This window comes from Bacillus sp. MUM 13 (assembly GCF_001866725.1).
GTDB lineage: Bacteria > Bacillota > Bacilli > Bacillales > DSM-1321 > Peribacillus.
Genome location: NZ_MLYQ01000040.1, coordinates 43,652 through 57,216, shown reverse-complemented (window position 1 = coordinate 57,216; position 13,565 = coordinate 43,652). Strand labels below are relative to the sequence as shown.

Sequence of the window (13,565 nt, the reverse complement as noted above, 5' to 3'; positions counted from 1 at the left end):
AGAAGAAAGGAAGAATGCTATGGGAAAGAAATCGAAGGCGGGATTATCCATCGGGGCCATTATGCTTGCAGCCGCATTGACGGGCGGCGGGACATTTGCCTTTTTCTCGGACTCTGTCACGCAGTCCGGCAGCACATTTACTGCTGGCGTCGTGAAAATTGAGGATGTTTCAGAAACAAAGGGCTTTTCTTCATCACAGTATATTTCCGCGCTTGCACCCGGAGATACTGATACCAATACGGTTACGGTCAAAAATACCGGAAATCTTGATGTTTGGGTCAGAATTAATGAAGAGGCTTCAAATGCCACCAAAACAGGCGCACTTTTCAGCGGTGAAACACCTGTTGTGATTACCTATGACAGTGATGGTGCAAAGAAGCTTGCCCCTAATGAAACGGCCACCTTCAAAGTGACCTATGAATTCCCTTTAAAAGCAGATAAAACCTATCAGGAAGCACAAGGAAAATTTGATGTGGTGTTTGACGCTGTCCAGTCACGGAATAACGATGAAGGAAAAGGACCTAAAACTTGGAATTGAATGCATCTATAATATGAGGCTCAGTTACCTATGATTTCCGCTCCAGACGCTTCCTTTCCGGGGGGCGTTCGCCGGGCCTCCTCGTCGCTATCGCTCCTGCGGGGTCTCGCCTGCAACGCTAATCCCCCAGGAGTCAAGCGTCTTCCGCTCCAATCAATAAAGTGTATATATCAGCTATGTCCTTTAACTAAATAAAATTCATTTTTTTCATAAAACTGCAGACCACCTCTGCAGTTTTTTAAATTTTTAAAATTATTAGCCTTTTTCTATGGATTTATTTTACACATGAGGTAAAGTAGTGTTGTGAACAATTAATTATATTTGAATAGAGGTGTCAGCATGAATTTCGATTATCATTATCATCCATATCCATCTCAAAGGTCAACGGTCATGGCCCGTAATGGAATGGTGGCTACATCCCAGCCGCTTGCAGCACAGGCTGGACTTGATATCCTGAAAAAGGGCGGCAATGCGATTGATGCAGCGATTGCGGCAGCTGCCGCTTTAACGGTTGTAGAACCGACGTCCAATGGAATTGGCGGCGATGCTTTTGCCCTTGTATGGACAAAAGGGAAGCTGCATGGGCTTAATGCGAGCGGACCAGCTCCTGCTTCCATATCCATAGAGGATATTAAAAAGAGGGGCTTCGATGAAATTCCTGTTCATGGGTGGATTCCTGTTACAGTGCCTGGTGCACCATCGGCATGGGCTGAGCTTTCAAAGAAGTTCGGAAAGCTGTCATTAAAAGAAGTGCTTCAGCCTGCCATTGAGTATGCTGAAAAAGGCTATCCGCTTTCACCGATTTTGGGCAAGTACTGGGAATATGCATATAGAAGATTTCAGCAGACTTTAAAAGACGATGAATTTCAGCATTGGTTTGAAACCTTCGCACCTGATGGCAGGGCGCCTAAAGTCGGCGAAATTTGGCGTTCAGAAGGACATGCTGCTACATTAAGGTCGATTGCCGAAAGCGATGGGGAAAGCTTTTACCGAGGAGAAATTGCTGAGAAAATTGCCGCTTTTTCAAAGAAATATAATGGATATTTATCGAAAGAAGATTTGGCATCCTTCCAGGCAGAATGGGTCGAGCCGATTTCTGTCAATTACAGGGGATACGATGTGTGGGAAATCCCGCCGAATGGACAGGGCCTTGTTGCGCTGATGGGCTTGAATATTGCAAAAGGTTTTGAGTTTAACGAGAAGGATACCGCAGATTCCTACCATAAACAAATAGAAGCAATGAAGCTTGCTTTTACAGACGGCAAGGCATACATAACAGATCCGGCAGAAATGGGTACTGCAGTCGAGGAGCTCCTCTCAGATCATTACGGAGAATCAAGGGGAAGTGAAATCGGCGATACAGCCATTGAACCAGATCCTTATCAGCCGGCTAAAGGAGGAACCGTTTACCTTGCAGCAGCGGATGGAGAGGGGAATATGGTGTCCTTCATTCAAAGCAATTATATGGGGTTCGGTTCTGGGCTTGTTGTGCCTGGAACAGGGATTGGCCTGCAAAACAGGGGGCATGATTTTTCACTGAATCCGGATGATGCGAATGTGCTGAAGCCTGGTAAAAGAACCTATCATACGATCATTCCAGGATTTCTGACAAAAGATAATGAGGCAGTTGGGCCACTCGGTGTGATGGGCGGTTATATGCAGCCCCAGGGCCATATGCAGGTTGTCATGAATACAGTTGATTTTCATCTGAATCCTCAGGCAGCACTTGATGCACCGAGATGGCAGTGGATTTCGGGCAAAAAGGTTCAGGTAGAGCCGCATTTTCCTAATCATATCGCCCAAGCCCTCAGCCGAAAAGGACATCAAATTGAAGTGGCACTTGATACAGGCGGCTTTGGCAGGGGCCAGATCATTTGGCGCGATCCCAAAACAGGTGTCCTCATGGGAGGGACGGAGCCGCGTACAGACGGAAGCATTGCCGCATGGTAAAATGGAAATATGCTAGATTTTAGAGAGGAACTGCGGTGAATCAACATGAAACAAACGGATATTTTTATGGCTTTTTTCAGAGTGGGCATGCTAGGCTTTGGCGGCGGCCCATCAGCCATTCCTCTTGTACAGAAGGAAGTTGTGGAAAAGTATAAATGGATGGATCAGGATGAGTTCGGGGACGTGCTTGCTTTGGCAAATGCGCTGCCAGGCCCAATTGCGACAAAGCTTGCGGGATATATCGGCTACCGTGTCGGAGGCTTTTGGGGCATGCTCAACGGTGTTGCGGCAGCGATTGTGCCGACCATCCTTCTCATGATTTTCCTTCTGAATGTGTTAAATACATTCAGGGATCAGCCATGGGTAGGGGGAATGACAAAAGCGGTTGTACCTGTGGTCGCCGTCATGCTGCTTACAATGACCTGGGATTTTATCAAGAAATCAAGGAACTCAAATCTCGGATGGCTCTGGACCATCATTCTTGCCCTCGTTAGCCTGGTGCTGATGCAGGTGCTGCATGTACATCCTGCGATCATTATTTTCGTGCTGCTGCTCGGGGCGCTTCTGAAAAAAGATGCACCTTCTGATAAAAAGCAAAAGGGGAGCACAACACCATGATATATTTTAAGATTTTCTGGGCCTTTTTTGTGCCGGGCATTCTTGGATACGGAGGAGGACCTGCTTCCATTCCGCTTGTCGAAAAAGAAGTAGTTGATCATTATCATTGGCTGTCAGTGAATGAATTCAGCGAAGTGCTCGCACTGGGAAACGCATTGCCAGGGCCGATTGCTACTAAACTAGCGGGTTATATCGGATACCAGCAGGGCGGTATCCTGGGTGCGGTTGTCGGGGAACTTGCTTCAGTAGGCCCATCGCTTCTTCTGATGGTGGCTCTGCTCAGCCTGCTGATGAAGCATAAAGAATCACCGAAGGTAAAAAGAATGACCATGAGCGTCCGTCCTGTCATCGCAGTTTTGCTTGGAGTTATGACATACGACTTCTTTTTTTCTTCGTACAAAAATTCAGGGCTTCTGCAGACTGCTGCAATTGCGGCTATCAGCTATGTGCTGATGGAAAAACTGAAGGTCCATCCAGCATATGTTATTGCAGGAGCGCTGATTTACGGCGGACTTGCACTATCCTAAAAAAATCTCCAGTTACGGATGTGCCGTAGTTGGAGATTTTTATTTTGGCTTAGCTTCAATCACATAACGCTTCGGGGCATGCCCGATATAGGAAAAAGGGTAGCAGGTGCTTAGCGTAAGAATTTCTTCAGGGTCCGTGCTGCGAATGACCGTTGTATCATCTTTATCAACAATGTACGTTCGATAGATGATATAGGTATAGCTTTTATTATTTAACTGGATAGTCAGTTCATCAGATTTCCTTAGTGTTCCGAGCTTTCTGAAAACAGTATCTCTGTGTCCGGAGAGGACAATTTGGCTGTGCCCTCCTGGAAGTGAGGTAGAAGAAACATGGCCAACACCTTTTTCCAAGTCATCTTCATCTGCTCCTTCCACGATTGGCAGCTCCTTATTTAAGAGGGGAATTTGCAGAATTCCTATAACCTCTCCATTTTCTGCGTGCGGCTTTGCTGCAGACTTTATTTCTGTCTGCTGGATGTGCTGCTGTGCGGTCATTGACTTTGCTTGTGCCAAGCTTTGTTTTTGTTCTTTGTGCTGCATATTCATTTTATAAAATGAGAGACAAAGACAAAGTACACCTAAAACCAAGATAGCTAGTCCAGTTTGTTTCATTCCATTTTTGAGCTCCTTTTGAATTTTATGAATTCAATCCAGGTGTTTAGTTCCTCCTTGCTCGCGCCAGAGGAAATCGCTTCCTGCAATAGTGCCGCCCATTCAGAATCAAACTCTTCCTGTTCCTTGGATTCTCCCATTAAATCCTCTACAGTTGTCTCCAGAATATCTGCAATCTGAGATAAGATTTTTATGGAAGGGTTTTTCTGGATCCCCCTTTCAATATAGCTCAAATAAGACTTTGAGATGCCAATCTCATTAGCCAGCCGATTAAGTGAGTAACCTTTCTCCTTCCGAAATTTCTTTATTTTATCACCAATCATATCGACTCTCCTTATTAAGTAGTATTTACCTCTATTTTACATTATTAAGAACAAAATGTTCTTTAATAAATACAAAATAATGAGGAAATGGAAGAAAATTCTTGAAAAAGAATGAAAATAGTTCTTTTTGTGGAACGAATGGGCGATTTTTGGATTTTAAAGATTGCTACCTTTGTACTATACTTCAAATATAAGTTCAATAAAAAGAACGAAATAAACGAAATATACAAATATCATCCTTTTTAAAGAACTTGTTCTTTAAAAAGAACATAATATTCATCAATTAAAATAGGCAGGTGTTTATCGTGAAAAAACTGATTAAGTTCCTAAGTAATGCATTAACCTTCGTACTCGCGGCTTTATTGATTTTGATGGCATTCTTCGTGGTTTCGTCCAAAGCTTCAGGCGGCACTCCGCAAGCCTTTGGATATCAGCTAAAATCCGTGCTTTCCGGCTCCATGGAACCGACATTCCTGACAGGCTCAGTAATTGCTGTTAAGCCCCTGAAAGCTGCTGAAAAAACACAGCTGAAAAAAGGCGACATCATTACGTTCCAGGCTGGCGAGGATAAAACAATCACTCACAGAATTCAAAAGGTTATAAAATCTGGAGCCAATGTTTCGTATCAGACAAAAGGCGATAACAACAATGCTGCTGATCTGGAGCCAGTGCTTTCTGCCAATGTAGTAGATAAATATAACGGATTCACGATTCCATATGCGGGATATTTCATGAATTACGCTTCATCGAAAACAGGTTCAGCACTGCTGATGATCATTCCGGGCTTGCTGCTTCTGGCTTATGCAGCAGTTTCCATCTTAAAAGCCTTAAAGGAAATTGACCCTAAGAAAAACGAGGATAAAACAAAAACAGCTTAAAAAGGTTGCATTTCCTGCAGCAATGCAGGAATCAATATAAATTACATACCCACTAGGGTCAGGGAGGAAGAAAGAAATGAGTCTTAAGAAAAAATTAGGTTTAGGAATGGGTGCAGCTGCACTAGGTTTATCATTAGTCGGCGGAGGAACGTTTGCATACTTTAGTGATTCTGAAACAACAAACAATACATTTGCTGCAGGAACTTTAGATCTAAATGTTGATCCTGATATCATCGTCAACGTGAACAACATTAAGCCTGGAGACAAGATAAACCGTACATTTAAACTCCAAAACAATGGTTCTTTAGATATCTCAAAAGTGTTGTTAACAACTACTTATGAAGTTACAGATGCACAAGGTAAAAAGAATGATGATGATTTTGGAAAGCATATCAGGGTAAATTTCCTGAAGAATGAAGATAAATCGGGAATTCTTAATCCTAACAATGTGATTGTCAGTAAAACATTATTTGAATTAAAAAGCATGACTCCTGACCAAGTGAAAAATTTAAGTTTATTTGAATTGCTGGGTAAAGAGAGGAGCGGACTACAAGCTCATACTGAGGACAACTTATATGTACAATTTGAATTTGTCGATAACGATGCAGACCAAAATCAATTCCAGGGAGATTCTATCAGCCTTCACTGGAAATTCGATGCTCAACAAACCAAGGGTGAATCAAAATAATGAAATAGCTAAATAAAGGCGGGAATTCCATTCCCGCCTTTATTTAAATTAATTGTGATGCTGTTTTTAAACTACATGGTGATTGCGGGGTAATGCCGTGCATAAAAAAAGGCTATTGGCAAAGCCGGTTTTGATTATTGCTGCATTATTGGTGATTTACAGCTTTATCTATCCAAGTGTCTCTGAAGCATCGGAGCAGGAAATTGATATTGAAACAAACCCAGATCAGTTTTTATTTAAGGTAGGAAACTTAAAGCCAGGTGACTGGATGCCTCGTGAAATTACGATTCGCAACGCGGGCAAAAGGGATTTTAATTATTATTCTTTTGTTGAAAAAAAGCATTCGGAAAAAGAGTTATTTGTAAACCTGACATTATCCGTTCAAGACAAGAATAATCATTTCTTATACAAAGGGAAGTTAGCTGATTTTAAGGGATTTCCTCCCCGCTTCTTAAAGAGCGGCAGATCAGAAACTCTGCAATATACCGTTAAGATGCCAGAGGAGCTTGGGAATGAGTTCCAGGGTTCTGCGGCAGCAGCTCTATTTAAATTTTATGCCCAAGAGCCGGATTCTGCTGTAACACCTCCTTCAGGAAATGCCGGCGGCACTTCTCCTGATCATCATGGCAGCATGCCTGGACAGCAGCAAAACATGGATACAAAGCATGCTGACCATAACCAAACGGGAGAAAAGCTTCCTGATACAGCAACTGATACTTATAACATTCTGCTGGCTGGAGTATTTTTGACTCTTTCAGGCGGCACATTGCTTATTTTGCAGAAAAGAAAAAAACGAGAACGGCATTAAACAATAGAGGAGTTGTCAGTATGTACCGGAAAAATTGTTATAAATGCCACAGGCCTTCTTTTAGCAGTGCGGGTGATGGCCAATGGCTATGTCCTGTATGCGGGGCTGACTTAACGGATCAAAAGCTATTTCAGGCTGTTTCAATAGAAAATAGCCAGCAGAAATATGAATCTGTTAAAAAAAGCTACTCGCCAGGAAAGAAATAAAGAAAAAACTATATGGTTCGACATGAAGTGCAGCTGCCTCTGCCGTTAGCACATTTCCATCTTGCTAAAAAATGCGAATTGTTAAAATTTAGTATAAAATGTAAATAAATAGTTGGAAAATTCCTAAAATAATCGACAAGAAACAGCATAGGTTAACCTGCTTAACTATTATAATAAGAAAACTAGCTGATTTTTTTATGAATGCAGAAAAAGGCAAACCTATTGAAAGATAGGGACGCAAAGTCACGGGTCTAAGGGTGGAATAATGCTATGGCGGCCGGTCTGCCTGAAATACAAAGGTATTTTGGGAGGTTAATGATGGGAAAGACTGTATTGGATCTAGAGTGGGTTGAATTAATTAAGGAAGCTAAATTAATTGGAATTAACAAGGACGATATCAGGCAATTTCTCTTATCAAAGCAATCATTATTCAATCAGGGCGGACCAGAGACTTGTGAAAATACATATACGGAAAGCTGATGTAATTTGAAAGCCCTTAAACAAACGGCAATCTGGCCGGTTGTTTAAGGGCTTTGTCTTGGCGAATTTTCATACTTAATTTGCTTTTAGTTCCTGCTTATGATCACTATTCATCTTCTTTTTTCAATCTCCACTTGTTGAATTCGATAAACTCACGGAACTGGTCTTTGGTCACTCCAGAATCCATGGCTTCCTGAATGATATTCAGCCAGTCGGCATCCAGGTTTTCGGTGTCAGGCTCATCATGCAAAAGTGAATCTACCGGCACCCCCAGCACAGCAGATATTTTTTCAAGAAATTGAATGGAGGGGTTTGTTTGCAGGTTTCTTTCGAGTGAGCTTAAATATGATTTAGCTACTCCAGCTTTGTCAGCGAGCTCTGTCATGGACATTTTTCTTTTTTCTCTTAAATTTTTCACGCGGATTCCGATCATGTCACCACATCCTGAAACTTTTTCTTTATTTATCATATATATGTTATTTAATCTAGTCTATTTACATTTTACCAGCACTTATGCTATATAATCCATCTTTTCTTCAAATACAGTAAGTTGTACCTGCCATATAGAAATGGTAATATAAATTGTGGGCTTATTAGGCAGTTTTTTTGCAAAGCAGCCTATAAGAACGGCTGTTAAGAAACATGCCCATCTTCTATTTAAAATCAAAAATGGCCTGGCTTTGCTGCCAGGACAGTTGAAATAACAAATCTATCATTAAGTCAGCAAGTATTATTGATTCTATCGATAAAGAGGAGCGTTAATGAATGCTTAATATATTAAATAAAGTATTTGATCCAAATAAACGTGATGTAAAGAGGCTTCAGCGGATTGCTGATCAAATCGAGGGCCTTGCACAGGAAACGGCTGCTCTCTCTGACAGCGAGCTTAAAGCGAAGACGGAAGAATTCAAGCAGCGCTACCAAAACGGTGAAACGGTGGATGATTTGCTTGTTGAGGCATTTGCTGTTGTGCGTGAAGGAGCCAAGCGAGCACTCGGGCTTTATCCTTTCCATGTGCAGCTGATGGGGGGGATTTCCCTTCATGACGGAAATATTTCTGAGATGAAAACCGGTGAAGGTAAAACCCTTACCTCCACATTGCCGGTATATCTGAATGCAATCACAGGTAAAGGCGTTCACGTGGTTACGGTCAATGAATACCTGGCCAGCCGTGATGCTGCCGAAATGGGCAAGCTTTATGAATTCCTTGGCTTGACTGTCGGCTTGAACCTAAATGGCTTATCACAGGAAGAAAAGCAGGAAGCATACCAGGCAGACATCACCTACAGCACAAATAATGAGCTTGGCTTTGATTATCTTCGCGATAACATGGTGCTATATAAAGAGCAAATGGTTCAGCGCCCGCTTCATTTTGCAGTCATCGATGAAGTTGACTCCATCCTGATTGATGAAGCGCGTACACCGCTCATCATTTCGGGTTCAGCACAAAAATCAACAGCCCTGTATATCCAGGCGAACGCTTTTGTGAGAACGCTGGTAAAGGATACTCATTATACGTATGATGAAAAAACAAAAGGTGTCCAGCTTACGGAAGAAGGAATCAACCGCGCTGAGTCAGCATTCAATATTGATAACCTGTTCGATATCAATCATATTACCCTGAACCATCATATTAACCAGGCATTGAAGGCCCATGTAACCATGCACCTTGATGTCGACTATGTGGTGCAGGAAGGCGAAATTGTCATTGTTGACCAATTTACCGGCCGTTTAATGAAGGGCCGCCGCTACAGTGAAGGGCTGCACCAGGCTATTGAAGCAAAAGAAGGCCTGGAAATCCAGAACGAAAGCATGACTCTTGCGACAATAACATTCCAAAACTACTTCCGTATGTATGAAAAGCTTTCCGGAATGACTGGTACAGCTAAAACGGAAGAAGAGGAATTCCGCAATATCTACAATATGAACGTCATTGTCATCCCTACAAACCGTGAAATTGTCCGTGATGACCGTGCAGATCTGATTTATGCTTCCATGGACGGCAAGTTCCGGGCGGTTGTTGAGGATATTGCTGTGCGCCATCAAAAAGGGCAGCCGATACTTGTCGGTACAGTTGCTATTGAAACATCAGAAATCATTTCAAATTACTTGACTAAAAAAGGCATCCGCCACGATGTGCTGAATGCGAAGAATCATGAACGTGAAGCGGAAATTATTGCGAATGCCGGCGAGCAGGGTGCAGTTACGATTGCTACAAACATGGCAGGACGCGGTACTGACATCAAGCTTGGTGAAGGCGTGAAGGAATTGGGCGGCCTTGCAGTCATTGGTACGGAACGCCATGAAAGCAGGCGCATCGATAACCAGCTTCGCGGACGTTCAGGACGCCAGGGAGATCCGGGTGTGACTCAATTTTATCTATCAATGGAAGACGAATTGATGCGCAGGTTTGGATCTGACAATATGAAAAATATGATGACACGCCTTGGCATGGACGATACCCAGCCGATACAGAGCAAAATGGTATCAAGAGCTGTTGAGTCGGCGCAAAAACGTGTTGAGGGAAATAACTTTGATGCCCGTAAGCAGCTGCTTCAATATGATGACGTGCTTCGCCAGCAGCGTGAAATCATCTACAGACAGCGTTTTGATGTCCTTGACAGCGAAAATCTCCGCAGCATTGCAGAAAACATGATCAGCTCTTCTATCCATAGGGCGGTTGCCGCATTCGGCACGTTCGGCGAAGAAGAAGAATCATTGAATACTGCTGGAATCGTTGATTACGTGAACGCAAATCTTCTAAGTGAAGGCGACATTACAGAGGAAGATCTGAAAGGCAAGGATACAGAAGAAATTTCCGAGTGGCTTTTTGAACAAGTGAAAGAGCGCTATGATGAAAAAGAAGAGCTGCTTTCTTCTGAGCAAATGCGCGAGTTCGAGAAGGTTATCGTGCTTCGGGCTGTTGACAGCAAATGGATGGACCATATCGATGCGATGGAACAGCTCCGCCAGGGAATCCATCTTCGTGCATATGGCCAGATCGATCCATTGCGTGAGTACCAGCAGGAAGGCTTCGCAATGTTCGAAGAAATGATTGCGTCCATTGAGGATGAAGTGACTCAATACATTATGAAAGCTGAAATCCAGAATAACCTGGAGCGCCAGGAAGTGATCAAAGGACATGCCGTGAATCCGAAGGAAGATGGAGAAACGGTCAAGAAAAAGCCTGTCCGAAGCAAATCCGATACTGGCCGCAATGCTCCGTGCCCTTGCGGAAGCGGAAAGAAATATAAAAATTGCCACGGCCTTATGCAATAATAGCATCTAATCCGGGCATATAGTACAGACCTGTCATGAAAGAGGCTGGGCAGCTTCCGGTGCCGCCTCTTTTCGTGCGTTTTGATTAGAGTTTGCTTATCGGCCGTTTTTTGCATATAGTTATCTAGAGATGAACGTGCACGTTTTTAAAATGAAGAATATCCTTTTATAAAGGATTTACTACTTATGAGGTGAAGAATATGGAATTGTCAGATATTAGAAATGAGCTTGAAAAAACCGCTGGACGTTTAGCGGACTTTAGGGGGTCTCTTTGACTTAGAAGAAAAGGAAGCCCGAATTGCAGAACTTGATAATGTTATGACAGATCCTGATTTCTGGAATGACCAGCAAAAAGCACAAACAGTTATTAATGAAGCAAATGCGTTAAAAGAACAGGTGAATCAGCTTTCAGAACTCAATGAGTCCTATGAAAACCTTGATTTAACGTATGAACTTGTGAAGGAAGAAAGTGATGCAGAGCTTCAGGCTGAGCTTGAGCAGGAGATCATGGAGCTTTCTCAGAAAATGAATGACTTTGAGCTTCAGCTTTTATTAAGTGAAGAATATGATAAGAAAAATGCCATCCTTGAATTGCATCCCGGAGCTGGCGGAACCGAATCACAGGACTGGGGCTCCATGCTGCTTCGCATGTACACCCGCTGGGGCGAAAAGCGCGGCTTCAAGGTGGAGACGCTGGATTATCTTCCTGGCGACGAAGCAGGAATCAAGAGCGTTACCCTCTTAATTAAGGGGCATAATGCTTATGGATATTTGAAGGCTGAAAAAGGGGTGCATCGATTGGTGCGTATTTCTCCTTTCGATTCATCGGGCCGCCGCCACACATCCTTTGTTTCCTGTGATGTTATGCCGGAATTCGATGATAATATCGAAATTGAAATCCGTACGGAAGATTTGAAAATCGATACGTACCGTGCGAGCGGCGCGGGCGGACAGCATATCAATACAACCGATTCAGCCGTCCGGATTACCCATCTGCCGACAAATACGGTTGTTACCTGCCAGTCCGAGCGTTCACAGATTAAAAACCGCGCCCAGGCGATGACGATGCTGAAGTCTAAGCTTTATCAGCGTGAAATTGAAGAACAGCAGGCACAGCTTGATGAAATCCGCGGCGAGAAAGACGAAATTGGCTGGGGAAGCCAGATTCGCTCATACGTATTCCATCCATATTCCATGGTGAAGGATCACCGCACAAGCACAGAAACAGGTAACGTCCAGGCTGTTATGGACGGAGACATTGATGTTTTCATCGATTCTTACCTTCGTTCAAAGCTATAAGATATAAAAAAATCCAGGCTCGCAGACGCACATTTTTGTGCATTTGCAAGCCTGGATTTTTTTATGGGCAAACTGTTGAATACCGGTAGATTGCAATTCTTCAACGCTTTATCAGAGTGCCATTTACATACCTAAGCAGGGAATGCTATACTTCTTCTGTTCTTTTTCTTTTTTTACAATAATGTTAAAAAGCAGGAAATGTTTGAAAACAGCAACATTTAATAAGGGCTGTTTTCGTAAACCTTGCTGCCATAGAACAAGGTGTTGATTTCCGCTACAGGTTGCTCCGCTTTCCGCGGGGCGTGCGCTGAGCCTCCTCGACTTTCGTCTGCGGGGTCTCGCCTGTCACGCAGATCCCGCAGGAGTCTTCGCACCTTTCGCTCCAATCAACCTGCGTAAACAATAGTCTGCCTCGAGAACTTATTAAGTAACAATAATTTTTAAGAAAACAGTCTTAAGTAAAAACGGGATTTTCAAGGAGGATACGATGAAAAAAAGATACAGAGATCCAAAGCATCCGCTAGCCGATAAACTGACTGAATATCTATTGGTGCTGATTGGGGCCGGAATTGTGGCGATTGCCTTTAACGTGTTTTTATTGCCGAATCACATTGCTTCCGGCGGAGTGAGCGGTATCAGTACCATCTTGAATGCAAAGCTCGGCTGGGAGCCTGCGTATGTGCAATGGGCTTTTAACGTGCCGCTTTTCATTGCGGGCCTGCTGCTGCTTGGCATGCAGTTTGGTGTGAAAACACTTGTCGGAACGGTCTTCTTGCCATTTGTCGTGTTTTTGACAAAGAACTGGGAGCCCTGGACACATGATGCCCTTCTTGGTTCGATTTGCGGCGGGCTTGGTGTCGGGCTTGGCCTTGGAATAGTTTTCAGGGGGAAGGCATCTACAGGCGGAACAGATCTTGCCGCGCAAATCATCCATAAGTACACACATTTTTCCCTTGGAGCCTGTGTGGCTATCATTGATGGATTGATTGTTTTGAGTGCAGCGATTGTTTTTGATATTGAAAAAGGGCTATATGCCCTGATTGGATTATATGTAACAAGCAAGACCATTGATTTGGTACAGATTGGCCTGAAGCGTTCCAGAATGGTGCTGATTATCACGACCCGCGAGCAGGAGGTAAGCAAGGCCATTCTTACTGAAGTGGACCGCGGAGTAACCAAGCTATCCGGAGTTGGCGGCTATACGGAAGACTCCCGGCCGATTCTTATGTGCGTGATTGATCAATCGGAGTTCACCAAATTGAAACAAATCGTCCAAGCCGCTGATCCCAGGGCGTTTGTCATCGTCACTGATGCTTCTGAGGTATTGGGCGAAGGTTTTAATCACGCTTAGAGCTGGTA

Annotated in this window: 15 protein-coding genes and 1 riboswitch; of the genes, 12 read left to right on the top strand and 3 right to left on the bottom strand. The window is 43.5% G+C overall.

What is annotated here, in order from left to right; translation table 11 throughout:
- Window positions 1-19 precede the first annotated feature (19 nt).
- The 4 genes from BIV59_RS12185 to BIV59_RS12170 all read left to right on the top strand — a co-directional run bounded on the left by BIV59_RS12185 (window position 20) and on the right by BIV59_RS12170 (window position 3,633).
- Window positions 20-538, top strand: a complete 519-nt coding sequence (locus tag BIV59_RS12185) for a TasA family protein (protein ID WP_071351763.1) — start codon at window positions 20-22, stop codon at window positions 536-538.
- A gap of 339 nt (window positions 539-877) precedes the next feature.
- On the top strand, window positions 878-2,488 hold the full coding sequence (locus tag BIV59_RS12180; RefSeq protein WP_071351762.1) for a gamma-glutamyltransferase family protein: 1,611 nt from the start codon (window positions 878-880) through the stop codon (window positions 2,486-2,488).
- Window positions 2,489-2,533: 45 nt separating this feature from the next.
- Complete coding sequence (locus tag BIV59_RS12175) at window positions 2,534-3,106, top strand: chromate transporter (protein ID WP_071351761.1); 573 nt, start codon at window positions 2,534-2,536, stop codon at window positions 3,104-3,106.
- Window positions 3,103-3,633, top strand: a complete 531-nt coding sequence (locus tag BIV59_RS12170; protein ID WP_071351760.1) for a chromate transporter — start codon at window positions 3,103-3,105, stop codon at window positions 3,631-3,633. Before BIV59_RS12175 ends, BIV59_RS12170 begins: the two co-directional genes overlap by 4 nt.
- Before the next feature lie 39 nt (window positions 3,634-3,672).
- On the opposite strand, the gene BIV59_RS12165 is transcribed toward BIV59_RS12170, so the two are convergent.
- Window positions 3,673-4,245: a class D sortase gene (locus BIV59_RS12165; RefSeq protein WP_071351759.1), complete on the bottom strand. Its 573-nt coding sequence runs from the start codon at window positions 4,243-4,245 to the stop codon at window positions 3,673-3,675.
- Complete coding sequence (locus BIV59_RS12160; RefSeq protein ID WP_071351758.1) at window positions 4,242-4,568, bottom strand: helix-turn-helix domain-containing protein; 327 nt, start codon at window positions 4,566-4,568, stop codon at window positions 4,242-4,244. Before BIV59_RS12160 ends, BIV59_RS12165 begins: the two co-directional genes overlap by 4 nt.
- 305 nt (window positions 4,569-4,873) lie before the next feature.
- On the opposite strand from BIV59_RS12160, the gene sipW reads away from it, so the two are divergent.
- From sipW to BIV59_RS22830, 5 genes are all read left to right on the top strand, one after another.
- Window positions 4,874-5,446, top strand: a complete 573-nt coding sequence (gene sipW, locus BIV59_RS12155) for a signal peptidase I SipW (protein WP_071351757.1) — start codon at window positions 4,874-4,876, stop codon at window positions 5,444-5,446.
- Between the two features lie 76 nt (window positions 5,447-5,522).
- On the top strand, window positions 5,523-6,134 hold the full coding sequence (locus tag BIV59_RS12150; protein WP_071351756.1) for a TasA family protein: 612 nt from the start codon (window positions 5,523-5,525) through the stop codon (window positions 6,132-6,134).
- A 97-nt stretch (window positions 6,135-6,231) separates the two neighbouring features.
- A complete protein-coding gene (locus BIV59_RS12145; RefSeq protein ID WP_071351755.1) occupies window positions 6,232-6,942 on the top strand; it encodes an LPXTG cell wall anchor domain-containing protein in 711 nt (236 codons plus the stop codon).
- Window positions 6,943-6,962: 20 nt separating this feature from the next.
- Window positions 6,963-7,148: a hypothetical protein gene (locus BIV59_RS12140; protein ID WP_071351754.1), complete on the top strand. Its 186-nt coding sequence runs from the start codon at window positions 6,963-6,965 to the stop codon at window positions 7,146-7,148.
- 202 nt (window positions 7,149-7,350) lie between these two features.
- Window positions 7,351-7,438: riboswitch (cyclic di-GMP riboswitch) on the top strand.
- Window positions 7,439-7,466: 28 nt separating this feature from the next.
- Entirely contained in the window at window positions 7,467-7,628 is a 162-nt protein-coding gene (locus tag BIV59_RS22830; RefSeq protein WP_139194359.1) for an anti-repressor SinI family protein, read from the top strand.
- Between the two features lie 106 nt (window positions 7,629-7,734).
- Here the strand turns inward: BIV59_RS22830 and BIV59_RS12135 are convergent, their stop codons facing one another.
- On the bottom strand, window positions 7,735-8,061 hold the full coding sequence (locus BIV59_RS12135; protein ID WP_071351753.1) for a helix-turn-helix domain-containing protein: 327 nt from the start codon (window positions 8,059-8,061) through the stop codon (window positions 7,735-7,737).
- 332 nt (window positions 8,062-8,393) lie between these two features.
- Here BIV59_RS12135 and secA point away from each other — a divergent pair, with 332 nt between their 5' ends.
- From secA to BIV59_RS12120, 3 genes are all read left to right on the top strand, one after another.
- Window positions 8,394-10,907, top strand: coding sequence for a preprotein translocase subunit SecA (secA, locus tag BIV59_RS12130; protein ID WP_071351752.1), 2,514 nt, complete (start codon window positions 8,394-8,396; stop codon window positions 10,905-10,907).
- A 200-nt stretch (window positions 10,908-11,107) separates the two neighbouring features.
- Window positions 11,108-12,206 (top strand): peptide chain release factor 2 gene (gene prfB, locus BIV59_RS12125; protein ID WP_139194358.1). Its coding sequence is split into 2 segments (ribosomal slippage): window positions 11,108-11,179 and window positions 11,181-12,206, totalling 1,098 coding nucleotides; the frame shifts between segments, so codons are not numbered across the junction.
- Between the two features lie 487 nt (window positions 12,207-12,693).
- A complete protein-coding gene (locus tag BIV59_RS12120) occupies window positions 12,694-13,557 on the top strand; it encodes a YitT family protein (RefSeq protein ID WP_071351750.1) in 864 nt (287 codons plus the stop codon).
- Window positions 13,558-13,565 lie beyond the last annotated feature (8 nt).